Source organism: Bifidobacterium sp. ESL0704 (assembly GCF_029392075.1).
Classification (GTDB): domain Bacteria; phylum Actinomycetota; class Actinomycetes; order Actinomycetales; family Bifidobacteriaceae; genus Bifidobacterium.
Window position 1 is genome coordinate 1,980,565 of sequence record NZ_CP113929.1, and the last position, 21,415, is coordinate 2,001,979.

Sequence of the window (21,415 nt, forward strand, 5' to 3'; positions counted from 1 at the left end):
AAAGTCCTTATAAGAATACGGCTCTTCACCATATATTCAGACTCGGATATGACATTTCCGGTACAACGCCACGTCGCAAAATCGCGTGTCCTCGTGCAAGATCAGGCGCCGCGGCGGACATCGACGGCGTTGGCAAGCTCACGCAGCAACCGCTCCGTCTCTGGCCAGGCGATGCACTTGTCGGTGATCGACTTGCCGTATTCCAGCTGCGAAAGCGGGGCCGCGGGCTGGGCACCGCCGAGGATGTTGCTTTCCAACATGAGCCCGGTGATATCGGGCTCGCCGGTGGCGATTCGACCGGCCAATTCGCGCGCGACCTCGGCCTGACGAATCTCGTCCTTGCCTGAATTGCCGTGCGAGCAGTCGATGATAAGGCCGTGGCAAGCGGCACAATCCGACGGCATCTCGCTTCTGATGGAATGCATGGCCTGCTGCACCGAAGCCGTATCGTAATTGGGGCCGCGCGAGGAACCGCGCAACACGACGTGGCAATCGGGGTTGCCGAGCGTCTCGACGGCGCTGGCGCGGCCCAAGTGATCGATGCCGAAGAACGTGTGCTGCTGGGTTGCGGTATAGCACCCGTCGATGGCGGCCTTGACCGATCCATCGGTCGCGTTTTTGAAGCCGATGGGCATCGAAAGCCCACTGGCGAGCTGACGATGAATCTGGGACTCGGTGTTGCGAGCGCCGATCACCCCCCAGCTCACGGCGTCGGAAATGTATTGCGGACTGGTTGGCTCCAGGAATTCCGTCGCCGCTGCCACGCCTTCGTTCAGCACGCCGAGCAGGGTCTTGCGAGCCAGCAACAGGCCCTTCTTGATGTTGTGGCTACCGTCGAGATCCGGGTCGTTGATCAGGCCCTTCCACCCCACCGTGGTGCGCGGCTTCTCGAAGTAGACGCGCATGACGATAAGGAGGCGGTCGCCGAGCTCGTCCTTCATTTTGGCCAGACGGTGGGCGTAATCGAGCGCCGCCTTTGGATCATGAACGGAGCAGGGGCCGGTGATGACCAGAAGCCTATCGTCTTTGCCACGCAGACAATCGCGTATCTCGTCGCGGGAACGGACGACCAAATCCGTCGCCTCGACGCTCAGCGGCATGCTCGAAAGCACGTCGGCCGGGGTGGGCAACGGCTCGAGCTCGAAGACGCGGCGGTTGACGATGCGGTTGACCCCGGCCTCGTCCTCCCAACGCTTGATACCTTTGACTTTCAACGGATTCTCGCCGTTTTTCAGCGCCTTCTCGAAAGCCGCGCGGTTTTTGGCGTCATCGATGCCCTGAACGGATTGGCTGGAAACGTTGTCTTCGACTCTGTTGCCCTCGCCGAGCGCCGACGAACCTTTGGCGTCATTCACAGCTTCACCCATATATATTGCACTCCACTTATCGTTTTTCTGTCCACCATCATCCACATTTCCATATCGCCTTACGATCATGTCGACAATAGCGCATATCGGTTTGTCGTCCCAGCTATAAGGATAGGCCATATTTGTTCATAACTCGGCCCAGCTATCGGCGTTTCCCGAACTTGCGTCGAAAAGCAGAAAAACCATGCTGAAAATCTGCTTTTCAACGCATCAAATACATTATCAGCGTTAAAAAGCAGAAAAACGACACCGAGAATCTGCTTTTCAACGCAAATAAGCTACAACCATCACTCAGCGGTCGAGCTTGCGACGGGAGGTGACGGCGTCGGCCAGGGTGTGCAGCAGCTCGTCGGTGCGATCCCAGGAGATGCAGGAATCGGTGATCGAACGGCCGTAGACCAGCTGGTCGAGCGGCGCGGGCGACTGGTGGCCGCCGCGAATGTTGCTTTCCATCATGACTCCGAAGATGCCGGGCTCACCCTTGGCCAGACGTGCGGCGATCTCTTCGATCACCTCGGCCTCGCGCACCTCGTCCTTGCCGCAATTGCCGTGGGCGGCATCGATGACCAAGCCGTGCTCGCTCGGGCCGGTGACCTTCGACTGCTTCAGCGTCTCCAGCGCCTCGACCACAGACTTCGCGTCATAGTTCGGCCCGGAATTCGAGCCACGCAGGACGATATGGCAATCGGGGTTGCCCTTGGTCTCCGCCGAAATCACGCGTCCGTCAAGATTGATTGAAAGGAAATGATGCTCGCTGGACACCGCATAGCAGGAATCCGCCGCGACCTTCACTGAGCCGTCGGTGGAGTTCTTGAAGCCGATCGGCATCGACATGCCGCTGGCCAGCTCGCGATGGACCTGGCTTTCGGTATTGCGCGCCCCGATGGCGCCCCAGCTGACCATGTCACAGATATACTGCGGGGTAATCGGGTCGAGCCATTCGGTGGCGGCGGGCAAACCTTGGTTCAGCACGTCGGCGAGGACCTTGCGGGCCAGATCCATGCCCTTGCGGATATTGAATTCGCCGTCAAGATCCGGATCGTTGATCAGCCCCTTCCACCCAATGGTGGTGCGCGGCTTCTCGAAATAGACGCGCATGACGATCATCAGACGGTCTTTGAGCTCATCGTTTACCTTGGCCAGACGTCCAGCGTAATCCTTCGCGGCTTTCGGATCATGAATCGAGCAGGGACCGACGATGACCAGCAGTCGGTCATCACGTCCGTGCAGGATGTCGCGGATCTCCTGACGGGACTTCAAGACCAAATCACTCATCGGCTTAGTCAGCGGGGTTTCCTTCAGAAACGCCCTCGGCGCAGGAATCGGGTCAAGCTGGCGGATATTGACATCCACGGTTTCGGGATAAACGGCTTCCTCGCCAAATCGCCGTGCGTCCTCAGAACTTCCAGGCCCTCGCATAATCGCCATGATTCCCCTCCTCTTTCCTGATTCGGATATTTTCTCCCTGCACGCTCGAAGCGCAACAGGAGGCTCATTATAATCGATTGAACGATGTAATACCGCCATTTGTCCAATCATGATGACGTTGCCCCGTCTTCAAGGCGGGGCAACGAAAATATTAGCGAATGTGTATTGAAATTCGCACTATGCGAGTGCGCCTTATTGAGTCGACAATCATCTCTAACTCAACAGATGCCAACTGGTTTCCTGAAACCGGCAGGTGCCGGTTTCAGGCGCGTATTGGCCGAAAATAGCCCACTGGGCTATTTTCTTCAGGCCAATGCGCCCATTGGATCCCAAGCCGGCAGCATCGTCGCAGGCTCGGTGAGGGCGGCCTGGTAGTCAGCGGGAAGCATGGACTTCGGGACGGCGACCTCGTAGACGTACTCGGTGAACCAGTCGTCGGCCATGGTGAAGTAGCCCTTGTCGGCGACCTTGCAGCCCCACGAATTCTCGACGCGCCAACGGTTGGTGGTCTTGCCGTCATCGGCCACGTCCACGCCGACGAATGCCATCGCATGGTTCATCGCGGAGTCGCCGTAGCGCACACGGTCTTCCTTGCTCATATCAAAATCGACGTCATAGACCTTGCCATATTCGTAGAGATCGGTGGCCCACGCGCCGTTGTCGCGGTCCATCATCGGATGGCAATCCGCACCGAACCAAGCGGGCATGCCCTGCTCGCTCAGGATGCGACGCACGCAGTCCTTCATGAACTGGTTGGGGACGTTCAGATATTCGGTCGCGTCACCGCCTACCACGTTGCCCAAGTGCTCGATGCCGATCTTCTTGCCCTTGGCATGCTCGGCACGCGGATCGTCGACGAGACAGACATAATCCTCAAGATGCGCCGGACCGACGTACTTCTTCCAGAACTCGACCGGCGTGATCTCGCCATCGCGATGGAACTCGCCGTCCTTGTCGGTCCACTCCCAATCGAAGCTCTTCGGCGGCTCGCCCAAGTGGATGGTGAGCATACGATGACCGGCCTCAACGCCCTCGTCAACGATCTTGTCAATCGCTGCCGGATCGGCGTACATATGTGCCACAGCGGTGTGCAGCATACGACGCAGCTGCGTGTTCATCTCGCCGGTGTTCTTCGAGGAGGCCGTCTCCGGGAAGAAATCCTTGGGCACGGCGCCGTATTTCTTGTAGACGTTCATCGCCATCGTCCACTGTCCGCCGTCGCCCATCACGTCGGCGAGCAGATGCTGCATGAGCTGGGAATCCGCAGGCTCCCCTGCCCGCACCAGATCCGCGACGTCACGCAGGAAGTAATTGATGCGCTCAAGCTTGTCGAAGTACATCGCATAGTTCTGCGAGAACTCGAACTGCTCGAGGTTGAGGTTCTGCTTGGCCACGAAACGCGCGACGTTCAATGAGCTGAAGAGCCAGCAGCGCCCGGAACGATTCTGGTTGGTGACCTCACCGTTGTCGACGGTCACGGAGAAACGGCGCTGAAGCCTGCGGGCCCTGTCATAATTGTGCGCGACCGGATTGATACCGGAAGTGGTGACGGCGTTCATGGCCAGCGTGTTGACGGGTTTCGCTTCGAAATCGTCCTGCAACTGCCCCAGACGCTCGGTACTCAGCGGCTTCATTTCACTCATTAGACAATGCTCCTTTACTTGGTTTACTTTCCACCATATTCCATACACAGTATCCGACACGCAGATTGGAATCCGCGGCGTCGCAAAGCCTCGGAATCAAGGCATATCAACGGATACGACAAAATACGAAAGCGCGCCATGGCGAAATCGCCACAGCGCACACAATCGTTATGCAAACCGGTAATGCTTACCGGTCCACAGGGGCCCCACCAGCGGGCTCGCCGCCTTCAGGGAAAATGATGTTGTTGCTATTGATACGGCTCTGGTTATTGGCCGCAAACCTCGCGTTGGCAGGGACTCCTCCGTTGACCGGAGCGTTCGGCGAAGGAGCAGCGGCATTACCGGCCGGAGAATTCTTTTTCGAAGTGTGATTCACCAGATTGGAAAGCTGCCGCATACCGCTCTTGGAAGCGGCATCCTGCCCGGATTCCGAACCGTTCTGCGCCTGGGCCTGTGCCCTGTCATGGTGTTGGGGAGCCTGAACCGGTTGCGGCGCCGGAGCTTTGGCGGCATGGTTGCTTGGCGCGTAGGAGGCTGGCATCTGGGAAGCCGCAGCGGGAGCCTGGCTTGCAGAGGCAGCAGCACCTTGGCCCTGAGCCCCGCCCTTATCTTCGGGCTCGCGCTTTTCATCTTTTTGCTTGTCCGCTTGCGCGGCATCATCGAGATCATTGGCCACGGCATTAACCACCGGCACGTTGATCTCGGACCGCTTGTCATCGGCAAAACCGAATCCGGAGAACGCATTGGTGAACATCGCACGCAGCTCGGTGACGCGTTGGGTAATAGTAGATTCGCGCTCCTGGAGATCCTTGATACGCTTCTGGAGCCCATCAAGCTCGCCCTGCGCGGCCTTGCGGCGCTCTTCGACGCGGGCCTCGGCATCCTTCTTGGCCTTGGCCACGATCTCTTCGGCCTGCGCATCGGCTTCCTGACGCTTTGAAACCGCATAGTTGTCGGCCTCGTCCCTCAGGTCCTTTGCCTTGGAGACCAGGCTGTCCGCTTCCTTCTTCGCGGCGGAACGGCTCTCCTCCAACTGCTTGAGCAAATCGTTGACCTTGCTGGTCGCCTCTTCCTGCTGCTTGGAGATGTCGGTGCGAATCTGCTCGACCTCGGCATTGACCTGGCTCATGGTCTTGGTGCGCTGAACTTCGGCGTCATCGGCGATGCCCTGGGCCTTGGCCTTCGCATCATCGGTGATCTCCGTAGCCTTGCGCTGCGCCTCGGTGGTCATGCGCGAAACCTGCTCACGCACGTTGGCGAGTTTCTTGTTGGCCTCGGCCAGCGCGGTCTCGATCTGATCGCTGGCATCGCTTTTGAGTTTGGCGACCTCATCGTTCGCGGCTTTGCGCTGTTCGGCGACCTGCTGAGTGGCCTTGGCCTTGAGCTCGGCGATCTCGCGGTCCTGCTTGGCCTTTTCGCTGGCGAGACGCTTATTGTGCTCCTCGCGTGAATTGGTCAATTCGATTTCGATGGTGTCGCGCTGCTCGGTGACTTTCTTGGCGGTCTCCTCACGGAGTCTGGTGGCATCCTGGCGAGCGGAAGTCGTAATCGATTCGGACTCGGTCTGCGCTTTGGCCAGAATGGTGGCCGCCTTCGAATTGGCCTCGTCGGTGATATGCTGCGCATCAAGCTTCGTATTGTTGATCAGGGTTTCCGCCTGATGCTGGGCCGCTGAACGGGTGCTGGCGGCATCCTGCTTGGCACGGTTGACCAGTTCCGTACTGGTCTGTTCGGCGCTGGCGAGCATCTGCTGGGCGTTGGCTCCCAACGAAGCGAATGAATTGCCCTGCGACGCCTTCCTGGCATTTTTCTTTTCCTCTTCGAGCTGCGCACGCAATTGCAGAATCGTCTGGTCGCTGGAATTGACCTGCGCACGCATACGATTGAGCGTCTGCTGCAACGAAGCCAGCTCCTGGTCTACCTGCTCCTTGTTATACCCGCGCAATTCTGTCGTGAAGCGGTCATCCGCCATAGTGATTCCTTTCGCCTTGCGACATCGGTCGCAGTTTCTGAAAGCCGATACATACTATTGCCTCATTGTAGTGTATTTTTCAAGCGTTCTATGCCGAAATGCGTCTAATCCACACAGACACCACGCGATTCGGAGTGTCCCTTCCCTAACGTTTGCCGAGAAGGGCGAACCTGCAGCTTTGCAAGGCGCCCGACCTTCAGGCGATGAGGATGTTCGACGACGTCGGTTCGAGGAAGTAACGGGCGGTCTGGCGCACCACCACACGGCATGCCTCCACCTGCTGATCCAGCGTCAAACCATGCTGCGGATGCGGCTGTTCGTTGATCATCGGCAGGCTGACGAATCCGGAAAGCACTTTATTCTGGCCGGCCGTCCATCTCATCAGATTGTAGAACAGAGAATTGCAGACGAACGTGCCCGCGTCCGAACTCAAAGCCGAGGGAATCTCCTGTGAGGCAAAATCATCGAGGATGGAACGCAGAGGAAGCCTCGTCCAAAAAGCGGCGGGACCGTTCGAAGCGATTGGTTTACGCGCGGCCTCATCGGGAAGTTCAACGGCAACGCCGGTCATCTCACCGGAAATCGCCGTACGGGTGGTGTCGATGATGTTATTGGCGCAACGTTCCAGAAGAATCCCGCGGGCCGCGGCTTTAAGCCCCGTGGCAATGACGATGTCGGGATGTGTGGCTTCCAGCGTTTCCTTGAGCAGAGGCCAGCACTCGTCGACGCTCACCGGCAAATCGACGGCGTTGATCGACACATCCGCATCCCTTAAGAGATCATCGCTTTCAAGGTCGGAAGCATCGCCGAGGCCAGCATCAGCGAGCGCATGCGGCACCACATGCGAAGGATTGTTCGAGATGCCCTCGTAGGGATCGAACCCGGAGATGACGACATTCAAATGTTCCATGATTCCAGTCTAGCGCGGAATGCGGCTCTGGTTGGCCGTATACGCTTTTATTCCCGTACAATCAGGGCGAGCAGGCGGCCTTCATGCTCTTTGTGGCCGAGACTTGCACGACGATGCGAGTAGAAAAGCGGGTTTTCCAACGTGCAGAGGCTGTGGCGCACCTCGCCGATACGCTCGGAGAGATTGGGACTACCTTCGCCGTCGGCGGCGCACAAATCGGCAAGTTCCGCATCCTGATCGAGGTATTGTGTGGCGGCGCCGACACGTGGGGTCGAGCTGATGACATTGTCTGCCGGTATGCCAGCCTTGGCGAGTTCCTGCAGCGCGGCCTTGGCGATATCGATGCCGGGGCCTCCGAAACGGGTCAGGGTAAAGGTTGCCGGGAATTGCGCATCGAATTCGTCGGCGATCTGATCACCGACCTCGTAGCAGTCGCCGCAGATGCAGGGGCCGAGCGTGGCCACGATACGATTCGGCTTCGCGCCTTTGGCCACCATCAGATCGACCGCAGACCCGATGACCCCACGCTGCAACCCCTTCCGGCCGCAATGCGCCGCGCCGATCACACCCGCCTGCGCATCGGCCAGCAGCACCGGCAGGCAATCGGCCGCGAACATGCCAAGCGCGATGCCGGTTTGCGCCGTGACCTCGGCGTCCGCTTCGAGGCGCGGATAGGCAGTCGGAGAGCCCGCATCGGCTTGGGACTGATTCGAAGAGGATTCATCGTTTTCGGTCGTGCCGGATTCGCTGATACTGATACGCGTATCGGTCTTGGTGATTGCAGTTCCGTCTGCGCCCTCGATCTCCTCGACATCACGCTGTACCGCTATTGCATCGGTTTCTCCGGTCGCCGCACCATCACGCCGAGTTTGCGAACCGATAACCGTACCGGAACAATCGCAACCGTATGGTGCGTTGTACTCGAAGAACGTATCCACGTCAATGGCCTTGCCGGAATGGACCTGAGCCACCAAGGAAAGCGGAGCGCCCACTGCTTTGGCCAGCCCCATGCGATTGGCGACGACGGCAGCCGGGTCGTCACCTGACTTGCCGCCCAGATTGAGATTGCCCCAATCGTCGGTGCTTGAGCCGCCGAGCCGCGTGGTGTAGACGACCTTGACACCTGGCGCCAGGTCGATGGGAATCGTGACGGGAATGGGATTGCCGAATGTATCCGTCGATGGAATGGCATTGCTATTGAGAATCATGCCATCTTGGTTTGCAGTTTCACTCATGCCGCCACCTTATCGCAAGACACACTCCGATATCAATGCAGTTGAAATCCAACCTCACGGTCCCCCTTATGAATGTCACCACTCAATCGCCCCATTTTGACCATCTTGGTGCACCAAGACACCCCAAACGAGTGGAAAAGTGTGAATTCTCCCTTAAAAGGTCATCTTGGTGCACCAAGATGCCCCAAATGAACGGAAAAATGTGAATTTCCCCCTTAAAGACCCATCTTGGTGCACCAAGATACGAATATTCGAGAGAATTGATATCATATTGCCCCAAAACCGGCAACTTGGTGGCACCAACATAGCCAATAAGGAGGGTTAAGCGTTCATTACGGTGTCAGCGGCACACGTTAGTGACAGCCAGAGAAGAAGAAAACCTCTATTCAGCCTTGAGCGTGCGCTGCTTGGCACGCGACCGAATCATCGAGTGCTCGGCAATCGCGAATGGCAACGGCATCGAAAAGACATGCGCGGGGTTGTTGATTTCCTCGACGCTCTGACCGTCGGCGTCTTGCATGCCGCCTGCCGCGACCGTATAGTCAATCGGCTCGCGTCCCGGAATCAGGAACTCGATGAGCTGACCGGGTTCGATCTTGTTGCGGCTCATCAGGGTGAGACGTTGTGTCGCCTCGTCATAGCCGATGACCTCGCCGACCACGAGCCAGTCGCGGAAATAACCGCCGCGATCGGTGTTCTGGCCGGCCTTGTGCTCCGGGTAGTAGAAACCGGTGGAATAATCACGGTGCGAAACCTTGTAGGGTTCGTCCTTAAGCCATTGGGGCAGCTCGACATGCTTTGGTTCAGCGTTCTGGGCTTTCGTGGCCTCGGCACCCACCAACGCCGGGACGCTCGCGGAAATCGTCGCCTTGGCCGCGGCCTCGGCGCCCGCATTCTGCACGCCACGGAAACCAATGGATCCGCTGGATTCAAGCTCCCCTACAGCGCGGGTCGCCCGCACGACGTCGGAACGACGCACCATGTCGTGCAACGGCTTCAAGTGATTGCCGTCCGCATCCTCGAATCCGCGCTGCACCATATATTCATTGACCGCGCACTTGTAGGCGTTGGTGATCGCCGCAACATAGTACGCGCTTTTTGCCCGTCCTTCGATCTTGAGGCTTGAAGCGCCGGCGTCGATCATGTCGTCGATGTGTTCGAGCATGCACATGTCCTGCGAGTTGAAGAGGAAGGTGCCCTCGTCGTTTTCCTCGACCGGGAAGAACTGTCCGGGACGCTTCTGCTCGACGACGCTGTACTTCCAGCGACAGGGCTGCGAGCACTCGCCGTGGTTGGCGTCGCGCCCGTTCATGTAGTTGGAGATGAGGCAGCGGCCGGAGAACGCCATGCACATCGAGCCGTGCACGAAGGTCTCGATATCCATGTCCTCGGGGATGTTGGCGCGGATGTCGGCAATCGCCTGCAGATCGAGTTCACGGGCCAGCACCACACGCCTCGCCCCCAGTTCGTAGAGGGCGTTGGCGGCAAGATAATTGGTCACGCCCGCCTGGGTGGAAACGTGCAATTCCAGTTGCGGGGCGATGGAATGAGCGGCCATCAGCACACCGATGTCGGTGATGATCAGCGCGTCGATGCCTGTGGCGGCGAGGTGGGCAATGTAGGTCTTGATATCCTCGACCTCATCATTGTGCGGCAGGACGTTGCAGGTCACATACACCCTTGCCCCGCGCTCGTGGGCGTAGGCGGCGCCAACCTTCAGATCATCCATCGAAAGGTTCTTCGGCGCCGAACGCATGCCGAATTCCTTGCCACCGCAGTAGACGGCGTCCGCGCCGAAATCGATGGCCGTCTTGAGGCTTCGTAAGCTGCCCGCAGGCGCCAACACCTCGGGCCTGCGCCGCCGTACCATCTTCGTCTGAATCGGCTTGTTTTCGCTGCTTTCGGCCATCATTTCACCTTGATTGTTCTTGTATCCGCCCGTTTGCACCGTTCCAGTCTAGCCCCGATACGGTCTAGACAGCACAACACCGCCACCAAACCAAAAACGAAAAGACACACGAATACGGAACACATCCCGCACGACCGGCTTATGCCACAAATCGGTCATTAGCTCCCCACAACGTAGATTTTTAGACTCCAAAACCTACATCAAGCGGCACTAATGGCAGGTCTGTGGCAGGATTGACCGGTTGAAGACAGAAGAGAGGATGGGCTGGGCACGCCAAGACCGCGCACTGAGTAAGTATCCGGTCTTGGCAACCCTAGATGAGTAACGTGCACCATCTCCACTCAGGCGTTGAGCTTGGCGAGCTCCTCGGCGCTGAGCTTCAGATCGCCGGCCTTGAGGCTGTCGAGAATCGTTTCAGGGCGATGGGCGCCGGGGATGACGAAGACGTGACGCCCAAGGCTCAGCTCCCAGGCGAGCACGACCTGCTGGTGGCTCACCCCATGGGCCTGCCCGACCTCGCGGAACGGGTCGTACTTGGTCTCGTCCTTGGCCTTGCGGTAGCCGCCGAGCGGGCTCCAGCAGACGAACGGCAGCCCCAGCTTCTCGCAATAATCCAGCGTGTCACGGGTGGACTGGTAGGTCGGCGAGAACTGGTTCTGCACCGCCACCAGCTTGTCGCCCAAAATGCCACGGGCGATGTCGATCTGTTCGATCGAAGCGTTGGAGATTCCGGCGACCTTGGCCACGCCTTCATCCAGCAGCTGCTTGATGGCTTCGACGGACTCGTTATAGGGCACCTGTGGATCCGGACGGTGCAGATAGAGCAGATCGATGGTGTCGACGCCGAGTGCGAGCGCCGACTGCTTGCCGGCCTCAATCAGGTGCTCGGGCTGTCCGTTGACGCCCCAGGTCGGGGTCGTGCCGTCGTCGGCGAAATTGCGGAAATGACCGACTTTGGTGGCGATGGTCACCTCGTCCTTCGGCCCGTCCCAGCTGGCCATGGCACGGCGCACCAGCTTTTCGCCGGTCTGCTCCTCGCCGCCGGAGCAGTAATAGGACCATGCGGTGTCGATGTGGCGGCATCCGGCGTCGAGCGCGGCGTGGATGGTTTCGATGCCTTTGGCCTCGCCCAGGTTGTTTTCGATGGTCAGCGGCATCTCGCCCAAACCGATGGCGGTGGTGTCGAACGGGCCGAGATTACGATGTAATACCATGTTGCTCCTTTGTCAGCGCTGTAACTACCAATGCTCCCAGCCTACGGAACCAAGCGGATTTTCTCCACCCCATTGTCATCAAGACACTTTGCTGCTGGCAGACGGCACGTAAGCCACGCTCATATGCAGTTTGCCAGCAGCAAAGTGCGAAACGAAAACCTGATGCTGGTAAACAGCATCCAACAGACAACGAAACGCCGTTTACCAGCAACAAAAAAGCGAGCCGCTTCTCCAACGAGCAATAAATGATCGCCCCCTGTAAAGTTCGCCATACAGAGTAAAATACAGACAGTTTCTTAGCGAGGGTTGGATAGGAGAAGAGTCACGATGGCGCCAATGATACCAGATTGTGATTTCATCCGTGAACTGGGCTCAGGCTCCACCGCCGACGTGTATCTCTATCGTCAGCATAATCTCAATCGCGAGGTCGCCGTCAAAGTAGGAAAGGCGAGGCAGGACCGCGACTTCGATGAAGCCTTCGAAAAAGAAGCGAAGATCATGGCCCAGTTTTCGACCCACCCCTACATCGTTTCCATTTACGGATCGGGACTAACCCCCCAAAGCCGCCTGCCGTATCTTGTCCTTGAGTACGCCCCGCATGGCTCTTACAAGGACATCATGCGTAGCCGCAGGCTCACCGTCGCCGAAATGCTTGACCTCGGCGTCAAGCTCACAGCAGCCTTGCAGACCGCGCATCGTCACGGCATCATCCACCGCGATATCAAACCGGCCAATATCCTTATCACTTCCGCCAACCAGCCCGCCCTTTCCGATTTCGGCATCTCGACAAGCATCTACGAGTCGAAATCACGCACCGGCTTCTCCGTGCCCTGGGCGCCCCCGGAAGTGCTGACCGGCAAAAGCGGCGGCAGCGAAACCTCCGACATCTATTCGCTCGCTGCCACGCTTTATGGCCTCCTGGTCGGCAAATCGCCGTTCGAATACATCTTCCACCCCCATACGCAAAACGAACTGGCGCAGCACATCGTCTCGGACCAATTGCCGAAAAACACCATCCCGGATGCGCCCAAGGAAATCGAGCAAATCCTTCTCAAGGCGATGAACAAGGATCCGGATGCCCGCTACCTTTCGGCGCAGCAATTCGGCAGAGCCTTGCAAACGGCACAGGAGGATTGCGGATACAACATGACACCATTCGTGGCGGAGGACTGCGACGAATTCCCTGCGCATCATACGTTGCCGCAATCCGGCAAGAGCCGTTTCGGTGCAAAAACAGTCACTCCCCAACGGAAACGCTCGAAGAAACCGCTCGTCATCACCCTTGCCGCACTAGCCGTCGTCGCAGCCGTCGCAGCCGTTTTCACCTTCGCGGTGATCCCTCGCATGGACAGCAAACAATCAGGCAACCGCACGCAGATCAATGCGATGCAGACACCGCAGTCAGGGAATGCCCACTCCGGCAATGCCGGACAGCACAAGAGCCACGCCACCGGCCAAGACAACACCCAGAAGGATGACATCACCGCCGAGGACGCAGGGGCGGCGGTTCCGCAAGCCGCAAACCTTGTCGGCACTTCGAACGGGCAAAGCGTGACATTCACCTGGACCAATCCCGCTCCAAAAGAGGGAGACACCTACGCCTGGTCGGAAGTCCAGAACGGATCGGCGGCGACCGGCGGCCAGACCTCAATCGTCAAAGCGCCTAAAGTCACCTTAAGTGTGACCAACAGCGAACCCCAGACCTGCATTCAAGTTAGTATCGTAAGAGCTGACGGGCATATGTCTGCAAATCCTACGATGGCTTGCGCGACAACGTTGCAATGACGAACAGACGAACCATCGAACGACAACAAGAAAAGATTTTGGGCCAGCCATTTGAGGCCACCTGAAAAGAAGTAAGGAAGCAACTGATGAAGGCATCTGGCAAACCACAGGGTGAGCGTAGCGTCCGTCTCGCCTTGAGACGCCTGAATTCGCAGACCAACCGCCGCTGGCTCACCCCGGTACTCGTGCTGCTCCTGCTGCTGGGCATCGTGGCCGGAGCCATCATCATCAACACCCTGACCCGCACCCACGTCCATCTCGATGATGGCACGGTCTGGGTCACCTCACTCAAGGACCGCAAGGCCGCACGTTTCAACGTCAAACTCCAGCAGGCCAACGGGGCGGTCGCGCCGACCACTGCGACCTTCGACGTCAGCCAGCACAATGATGACGTGATCCTGTCCGACGGAGCAAAGGCGCAAGGCATCGTGGCTTCGAATCTCGGCATCCACGGCAAAGCCGAAATCAGAAACTCCACTTCGACCTTCATCGGCGGTAACTCTGCGGCGTTCCTCAACCATAAAACCGGCAACGTATGGGTCGGGGATTCAGGCAATCTCGATTCCATCACCCCCAAGACCTCGGCCCCGCAGATGCAGCTCGGAACCCATGGCCTGCTTGCTCTCGACCGCAACGGAGCAGTCTACGGATATCGCCCGGCAGACGGAGCCGTGCTCAAGATGGACGATGCGCACAGCGCGCCGAAGACGCTCAAATCCATCACCGGAGGCAAAGAGACCAACGCCGACAGCTTCACCGTCATCGGCGACCGCCCGGTCATCGCCGTCAAGCAACGCATCATGTGGCAGGGCGGAAGCGCGCAGATCGACTCACGAGGCCCGGTGACCCTGCAAGCCCCGTCCACCGACAACGCCCAAGGCGACTGGTTGGCGGCCAGTGCACGCAATGGCATCTTCACCGTTGATTTCAAGCACGGCGACAAAACCGCCGCGTTCATGAACAAGGGCATGGCCGAGGACGCGCAGCCGGTCTCATCCAAGGGCTGCGTATATGCCGCCTGGTCACAGCAGGCACACAACTATATCCGCCTGTGCTCCGCCGACGGCGCCGCCAATGCCGATCAGGGCAAAGACGACAACACCCAGGCGCAATGGCAGAGCCTGCAGTCCATCTCGCCGACCTCGCAGCTCGTATTCCGCACCAATCACCGGCTCGTGGTCTTGAACGACGTGACCAACGGCAACGTCTGGAACCCCGATCAGTCCAACAAGGTCATCAAAATCCAATGGCGCCAGATTCAGACGAAGAAGACCACCAACCAGCAGAAGAACTCCGATTCCGCCAACAACCAGACCCAGTTCAAGCCGACCTGCTCCGCCAAATCCGGCGAGATCAAGGCCGAAGATGACAACTTCGGCGCGCGCGTGGGCGGTCAGCAGATCCTCGACGTGCTGCGCAACGACGAACAGAGCGATTGCTCGGTGCTGCACATCAGCAAAGTGGGGCCGGTCTCAGGCGGCGGCATCACCGTCTCTCCCATCTATTCCGGCCGTTACCTGCAACTTGACACCACCGGCGCCGCTGCCGGCAAAACGAGTTTCACCTACGAGATCAATGACGGACGCGGGCAATCCAGCAGCGCGACGGTCAACCTCGACATCATCGGCGACACCACCAACCGACCCCCCGCTCAGGTCGACACCCCTCCCGAATACGATGTCGAACAAGGAGCCACCTTCACGCTCAACGCCTTGGGCAGCTTCGCCGACCCCGAAGGCGACCCGATGACGCTGGTCTCCGCCGTGGCGCAGAACAACAACCAGGTCGCCATCTCCACCCGCGCCGACGGCCAGCTCGTCTTCAACACCGGCTCCCTGACCGGTGGCCGCGTAGGCGTGGAAGTCACGGTCTCCGATGGCCAGCATAGCGGCAACGGCCTCATCTACTTCTCGGTGCGTCCGGCGAACACGTTGCCGGCGACGATCGACGCCGTGACCAAGAACACCACTCCCGACACCTCCACCACCGTTGAGCTCAAGCAATACGTTCACGGCACCAGCGCACAACCGCCGGTACTTTCCTCGGTCAATACCCCGAACGGCGCCACCACCGCAACCAATTCCGCCGACCTCTCCTTCACCTTCAAGGCCAGCAATCCAGGCACCTATTACGTCCCCTACACCATCAGCCAAGGCAGCATCGAGGCACAGGGCCTGGCGCGCATGGAAGTGCAGCCGGTCGCAGGCGATTCCGCCAAACCCGTAGCAGCCAACGATGTGGCGCTTCTGGGAGCCGACCGCACCGCCATCGTGGAGCCGCTGAACAACGACACCGATCCGATGGGCGGCGTCCTTTCCGTCACTTCGGTCAACGTCGATCCAAAACTCGGCATCAAAACCGGTCTGGTGGCCCACAAGCGCGTCTATATGACCGCCCGGCAGATTCCGACCAAACCGGTGCGTCTCACCTATACCGTCACCAACGCGGCAGGCTCGACCCGTGGCGCGATCATCCTTCAACCGCCGGCTTTGACCACGGCCAACGCAGCGCCCAAAGCCACCAACATCACCGCAAACGTGCGTACGGGCGGCATCGTCAGCGTCGATGTGATCGACCACGTCTCCCATGCCGACGGCACGACGGTGAAGCTGCAGAACACCCTTCAGTTCAGCAAGAAGACCTTCAAGGGCCTGGTCTTCGTCTCCGGAGACGAAGTGCGTTACCAAGCTTCGAACACCCCCGGCGTCTACCCGGTGACCTACACCGTGCGCGACAATCTCGGCAACGCGGCCTCCGGCATCATCACCATCACGGTGCACGCCAAGGACGCCAACAACAAGCCGGCCCCCACCCCGCAGGACGCGCAGGCACAGGTGGCGGCCGGCCAGAAAGTCCGTATCCCGATCACCCTGACGGGCATCGACACCGACGGCGACGACGACACCCTGCTCGGCCTTGGCGACAAGTCGCCGAAGATGGGACGCATCGACGAGGTCGGCGCGAACTACATGGTCTATGAGGCCTATGGCGATTCGTCAGGAACCGATACCTTCTCCTACGCCGTCGAGGATTGGACCGGCCAGCGGGCCCAGGCCCAGATCCGCGTGGGCGTCTACAAAGGCACCTCGGATTCCGGCGTGTACGCACGCGACGACCAGGTGACGCTACGACCCAACACCGAGGCGACCGTGCCGGTGGCGCAAAACGACATCTCCGGCGACAACACCGACCTCGTCGTCGACAAGAACCTACAGATGCAAGGCATCACCGGGGCCAGCGTCGCCGACAACATGATCTCCTTCAAGACTCCGGCTTCAGCAGGAACGTCCTACATCGTGTATTGCGTGAAAGACAAGGCGGGACTTTCCGACACGGCCACGCTGAGCGTGACCACCGATCCGAACGCGCCCATCGAGCCGCCGACCGCCTACGATTACCGCGTGCCTTCCGCGGCGACGCTCGACAAGAAATCCGTCGACGTCGACCTCTCGCAATGGATCGCGAACCCCTCCGGCACCGCCCAGGAGCTCACGGTCGGCATCGATCCGACCGCCGCCAACCATGCTCGAGTCAAGGGCGGGGCGAAATCCACCACGGTGACCGTCGATCTGACCGGCGAAGCCAGAAGCGTGCCTTACACGGTGACGAACACCACCTATCACGTGACCTCCACGGCCTTCGTGCAGGTGCCGCAGTATGGCGTGTTCCCGCCGACGCTGCGCCCGAAGGCCCCTGCGATCAAGGTCAACGCGAAACGCAGCGTCAATATCAACCTTGCCGATTATGTGCGCGTCGGACCGGGCAAGACCGCGTACGTCGACAAGGATTCGATCAGCGCCACCAAAAGCGCCGATTCGGATTATTATGTCAACGACCAGACCCTGAAGTTCACCGCGCCCAAGGACTATGCGGGCCCGGCCTCCATCACGTTCACGGTCTCGGACGGCAAACGGGACGACAACAGCAAGGACAAGAACGGATCGAAACAGGCCAAGATCATCAACTCTTCGGTGCTGACGTTGCCGATCACCGTCATCGGCCGCAACGTGCCGCCACCGACCTTCTCCGCCTCCACCATCAGCGTCGCGGCCGGCGAGGACGCCAAGACGATCGATTTGACAGCCCTGACCCACGCGCCAAGCGGCCTGGACGAAGACGAAAAGGAATACACCTATTCCGGAGGCCAGGCTTCCGGCGCGATCGAATCGCACCTCACTTCAAACGGCAAGCTGACCGTGAAGGCACCGACCGATGCCGCCGTGGGATCGATGTCGAGCATCCCCATCACCATCAAATATTCCGCCGGCTCAGTTTCGGCGGGACTGACGGCACAAGTGGTGCAATCGACACGCCCGCTCGCCAAAATCTCCGGAGTGAACAAGAAGATGAACGCCGGGGATTCCACCACCGTGGATATCCTCTCCGGGGCGTTCAACCCCTTCCCCGATTCGTCGCTTACCGTGGTGAGCTGCCAGGCCGACGATACCTCGAAACTCAAGGTCGACTGCGGCTCGAAAGGCTCCATAGGCATCCACGCAGCCGCCGACATCGGCGCATCGTCGAACACCGTGGTCGTCAACGTCCAGGACGCCACCAAGACCAAGGAACGCGAAGTCAGCGCCACCATCACCGTCTCGATCATCGACAAGCCCGACCCGCCGCTGCTCTCTCCGGTGGCCGGCCTTCCCGCCGACAGCGCGGTCAACCTGAGCTGGACGCCCGGCCCGGCCAACGGCAGCCCCATCAGCGAATACGTTGTGGAGTATGACGGCCAGAGCAAGTCGTGCGGTGCCGTCACCACCTGCAACGTGACGGGCCTGACGAACGGCAAGACCTACAGTTTCACCGTCAAGGCGAAGAACGAGGCCGGCTGGTCGAAGTCCTCGAACAGCGTGGAGAGCATGCCCGACAAGGTGCCCGACGCACCCAGCGGCATCAAGGTCGACGGCGATTACCAGAAGGTCACCGTCAGCTGGGACGCCGCAAGCTACATCGGCACCAAGCCCGACGACTATCTCGTGACATTGAGCGATGGCCAGTCGAAGCACACCAATGGCACCAGCCAAAGCATCTCGTTTTCCATCAGCAACGGAGCCATCAGCGACGGCACCACCATCAGTGCAAAGGTTCGCGGCCACAACCGGGCCGGCGATGGACTGGTAGGCGATTCCTCGAACTCCGGTACACCTTGGGGCGATCCCGATCCGCCCAGCGTCACCTTGAGCCAGCAGGATGAGAACACGATGAAGGTAAGCGCCGAGGCCAACAATATGCGCAACTCCGGCTGCCGCAGCATCGATATCGACGGTCACGGATCCTTCGATTGCAGGAATGCCAGCACAACGTTCGAATTGAACGACAGCGACTACGGCCACCCGATGATCGCCACAGCCACACTCGTGCCGGATAAGGGCGGTGCCGCCAAGTCCTCCGCCAACAGCAAACCCGTCACCCCGGGCTATAACGTCAAGACTCCGACCAACGTCATTTTGCAATTAGCCGGTAACTCCTGCAAGGTAAGCTGGCAGCCCAATGGAAGGCACTCCGGATTCACGATTTCAGGATCCAGCAAAGCCACGGTCGGCAAGAACGACACCTCATATGCATACACCATCGGCAACTGGCAAAACTGCGGTTCTGTGAGCGTGGCGCAGACGCTCAACGATTCAACCGGATCGCCGGTTCAAGCCACAGGTTCCGGCAACCTCACCTATAAGGTTCGGGCGAAATTCAACAACATCGCATTGACCTGGGGAGCGGATCACGACCATATCATCGTTACCGGGTCGGTCGACCTCTTCGGGCAGAGCGGTACGACACAGATCCATATCTGGTCGGACGACACGGAAAAGATATATGACTGGCCGGCGACCGGTTCGCTGGACGTGTCCGATCTACCGGATGCTTTATCAGGGTATACCTGGCAGGTAGTGGTGACCGGCACAGATTCCGCATTGAACAACGACACAGGCGATCATAGCCAGCATCCCGTCAGCGGGGCAGGGAGACAGCAAGCGACGTTGCCGTCAAACACGGGGACCGGCGATGAGGGCCAAGACCAATCGTCCGAATCGCAAAGCCTCGTCGACCGCTTCCCCACCCTGCAGAAAAGAATCATGCAACGCGATCTCGCCGCCGCGGCCAAACAACAGGGAGCGGCGCGATGATGACGACTACGACAACGAACGATGCCGCCGTCACCACGGCCATGCCCTTCTACGACGGCATCCGCGCGTCCGAGAGGCGCAGCGACCAAAGCAGTCTATACAGCAGCAACCATCAATCGGCTCATCAAGCAATCATAAAGGAGAATCTATGAGCACGCACAAGGCAGACCCGTCAAACGATGAGACGCAGATCTCGGATGCCACACACATCTCCGATACCACCCATCAGTCGAGATTCAACAATAACGACGACACCATGAACAGCCATCACAGCGCGTTCCCCTCGTTGCCGGAACGCTCCAGGTCCGAAGGCAAGTCGGAGTCCCAACATACCGGCGATCTCAGCGACGACAGCACCGTGCTCGGGTCCATCCACGGCGCAGGTGTCGACGATCCCGTCTCGGAAGAGACCGTACTGAGCACCTCGATGCCAAATGTCGGCAACGACCCCATCTCAGAGGAAACCGTACTGAGCACCTCGATGCCAAACATCGGCAACGACCCCATCTCGGAAGAGACCGTACTGAGCACCTCGATGCCGAATGTCGGCAACGATTCATTTGCCCGTCCCGCCGAACAGCCATCGGACGCCTCCCTGGACGGTCCAACCGCGAACAGCCATGTCTCCACTCCGGCCACGACCGCCGCAACAGCCCCGACCACGACCGCCGCTACGGCTACGTCCACCGCCAACCCGGCAACACCTGCCAGCACTACGGCGAACACGGCGCAGAACGGATATCAGGCACCGGCCGGCAACACGAACCCGCAGGTCTCCCCCAAACCCGCCGACGCCAGCGTGGATTCGCTCTCGGCTCCCTACGCCTCGGCCTCCCCGGTTTCAGGCATCATCCAACCCCCGAAGGATTCCATCCTCGATTTCAAGCGTTCCTTCGACGCCTTGGTCGACAACATCGGCAAGGTCGTCGTCGGCAAGAGCGAGCCCATCAAACTGTGCGTCACGGCCCTGATGGTCGGCGGCCACGTGCTGCTGGAAGACAACCCAGGCACCGGCAAGACCCAGCTCGCCCGAGGCCTGGCCAATTCCATCGCCACCTCGTTCAAACGCATCCAGTTCACCCCCGATCTGCTCCCGAGCGACGTGGTCGGCGTGACCTTCTACGACCAGAAATCCAGCGAATTCGAGTTCCGTCAGGGCCCGATCTTCGCCTCCATCGTCCTGGCCGACGAGATCAACCGCGCCTCGCCGAAGACTCAGTCCGCACTGCTGGAGGTCATGGAAGAGCAGAAGACCACCGTTGACGGCAAGACCTACCAGATGCCACAGCCGTTCATCGTCATCGCCACCCAGAACCCGCTGGAACAGCTTGGCACCTACAAGCTGCCCGAGGCCCAGATGGACCGCTTCCTGATCAAGACCTCCGTCGGCGCCCCCGGCCACGACGTATCAATCCGTATCTTGAAGGACATCGATATCACCGATCGCGCCGACACCGTTTCCGCAGTTTTGAGCGGCGACGACATCGTCAGGCTGCGCAAAACCGCCAAGGACGTACGCGTCGACGAACGCATCCTCGAATACATCGAACGCCTGATCGAGGCCACCAGACTGAGCGAGAAACTCCGCGTCGGTTCCTCCATGCGCGGGGCCTTGGCGCTGACCCGCTGCGCCCGCATCTGGGCCGCCGCCGACGCACGCGACTACGTGCTTCCCGACGACGTGCAAGACCTCGCCGTACCAGTGCTCGCCCACCGCATCATTCTCAACGCCGAAACCGCGTTCAAGGGCGAAACGGCCGAACAGGTCGTCGCAGAAATCGTCGATTCCGTCCCGGCACCTGCCATGGGGGCCTGAAAGCAACG

Annotated in this window: 11 protein-coding genes; 3 read left to right on the forward strand and 8 right to left on the reverse strand. The window is 59.5% G+C overall.

Annotation, left to right across the window (positions count from 1 at the left end):
* Nucleotides 1-101: 101 nt before the first annotated feature.
* The 8 genes from OZX64_RS07365 to OZX64_RS07400 all read right to left on the reverse strand — a co-directional run bounded on the left by OZX64_RS07365 (nt 102) and on the right by OZX64_RS07400 (nt 11,678).
* Nucleotides 102-1,367, reverse strand: coding sequence for a 3-deoxy-7-phosphoheptulonate synthase (locus OZX64_RS07365; RefSeq protein ID WP_277172372.1), 1,266 nt, complete (start codon nt 1,365-1,367; stop codon nt 102-104).
* Nucleotides 1,368-1,658: 291 nt separating this feature from the next.
* Nucleotides 1,659-2,795 (reverse strand): 3-deoxy-7-phosphoheptulonate synthase, encoded by a 1,137-nt coding sequence (locus OZX64_RS07370; protein WP_277172374.1) that lies wholly within the window; start codon nt 2,793-2,795, stop codon nt 1,659-1,661.
* 305 nt (nt 2,796-3,100) lie between these two features.
* A complete protein-coding gene (locus OZX64_RS07375) occupies nt 3,101-4,438 on the reverse strand; it encodes a C1 family peptidase (protein WP_277172376.1) in 1,338 nt (445 codons plus the stop codon).
* Nucleotides 4,439-4,625: 187 nt separating this feature from the next.
* Nucleotides 4,626-6,410 (reverse strand): cell division protein, encoded by a 1,785-nt coding sequence (locus tag OZX64_RS07380; protein ID WP_277172378.1) that lies wholly within the window; start codon nt 6,408-6,410, stop codon nt 4,626-4,628.
* Nucleotides 6,411-6,606: 196 nt separating this feature from the next.
* Entirely contained in the window at nt 6,607-7,320 is a 714-nt protein-coding gene (locus OZX64_RS07385; RefSeq protein ID WP_277172380.1) for a pyroglutamyl-peptidase I, read from the reverse strand.
* Between the two features lie 47 nt (nt 7,321-7,367).
* The gene (locus tag OZX64_RS07390; RefSeq protein ID WP_277172382.1) at nt 7,368-8,555 is read right to left on the reverse strand and encodes a polyphenol oxidase family protein; all 1,188 of its coding nucleotides are present in this window, start codon (nt 8,553-8,555) and stop codon (nt 7,368-7,370) included.
* 382 nt (nt 8,556-8,937) lie between these two features.
* Nucleotides 8,938-10,425: a U32 family peptidase gene (locus OZX64_RS07395; protein WP_277157382.1), complete on the reverse strand. Its 1,488-nt coding sequence runs from the start codon at nt 10,423-10,425 to the stop codon at nt 8,938-8,940.
* Nucleotides 10,426-10,805: 380 nt separating this feature from the next.
* Nucleotides 10,806-11,678 carry an aldo/keto reductase gene (locus OZX64_RS07400; RefSeq protein WP_277156912.1) on the reverse strand — a complete coding sequence of 291 codons (873 nt, stop codon included), beginning with the start codon at nt 11,676-11,678 and terminating at the stop codon, nt 10,806-10,808.
* A 336-nt stretch (nt 11,679-12,014) separates the two neighbouring features.
* On the opposite strand from OZX64_RS07400, the gene OZX64_RS07405 reads away from it, so the two are divergent.
* From OZX64_RS07405 to OZX64_RS07415, 3 genes are all read left to right on the forward strand, one after another.
* Nucleotides 12,015-13,463, forward strand: coding sequence for a serine/threonine-protein kinase (locus OZX64_RS07405; RefSeq protein ID WP_277172385.1), 1,449 nt, complete (start codon nt 12,015-12,017; stop codon nt 13,461-13,463).
* 86 nt (nt 13,464-13,549) lie between these two features.
* Nucleotides 13,550-19,591, forward strand: coding sequence for an Ig-like domain-containing protein (locus tag OZX64_RS07410; protein WP_277172387.1), 6,042 nt, complete (start codon nt 13,550-13,552; stop codon nt 19,589-19,591).
* 427 nt (nt 19,592-20,018) lie between these two features.
* Nucleotides 20,019-21,407, forward strand: a complete 1,389-nt coding sequence (locus OZX64_RS07415; RefSeq protein WP_277175021.1) for a MoxR family ATPase — start codon at nt 20,019-20,021, stop codon at nt 21,405-21,407.
* The last annotated feature ends 8 nt before the right edge of the window (nt 21,408-21,415 follow it).

What these genes read in the sequence shown, in the direction of transcription:
- OZX64_RS07365 (WP_277172372.1), bottom strand. Translation starts at nt 1,367, where the DNA reads ATGGGTGAAGCTGTGAATGACGCCAAAGGTTCGTCGGCGCTCGGCGAG.
- OZX64_RS07370 (WP_277172374.1), bottom strand. Translation starts at nt 2,795, where the DNA reads ATGGCGATTATGCGAGGGCCTGGAAGTTCTGAGGACGCACGGCGATTT.
- OZX64_RS07375 (WP_277172376.1), bottom strand. Translation starts at nt 4,438, where the DNA reads ATGAGTGAAATGAAGCCGCTGAGTACCGAGCGTCTGGGGCAGTTGCAG.
- OZX64_RS07380 (WP_277172378.1), bottom strand. Translation starts at nt 6,410, where the DNA reads ATGGCGGATGACCGCTTCACGACAGAATTGCGCGGGTATAACAAGGAG.
- OZX64_RS07385 (WP_277172380.1), bottom strand. Translation starts at nt 7,320, where the DNA reads ATGGAACATTTGAATGTCGTCATCTCCGGGTTCGATCCCTACGAGGGC.
- OZX64_RS07390 (WP_277172382.1), bottom strand. Translation starts at nt 8,555, where the DNA reads ATGAGTGAAACTGCAAACCAAGATGGCATGATTCTCAATAGCAATGCC.
- OZX64_RS07395 (WP_277157382.1), bottom strand. Translation starts at nt 10,425, where the DNA reads ATGGTACGGCGGCGCAGGCCCGAGGTGTTGGCGCCTGCGGGCAGCTTA.
- OZX64_RS07400 (WP_277156912.1), bottom strand. Translation starts at nt 11,678, where the DNA reads ATGGTATTACATCGTAATCTCGGCCCGTTCGACACCACCGCCATCGGT.
- OZX64_RS07405 (WP_277172385.1), top strand. Translation starts at nt 12,015, where the DNA reads ATGATACCAGATTGTGATTTCATCCGTGAACTGGGCTCAGGCTCCACC.
- OZX64_RS07410 (WP_277172387.1), top strand. Translation starts at nt 13,550, where the DNA reads ATGAAGGCATCTGGCAAACCACAGGGTGAGCGTAGCGTCCGTCTCGCC.
- OZX64_RS07415 (WP_277175021.1), top strand. Translation starts at nt 20,019, where the DNA reads ATGCCAAATGTCGGCAACGACCCCATCTCAGAGGAAACCGTACTGAGC.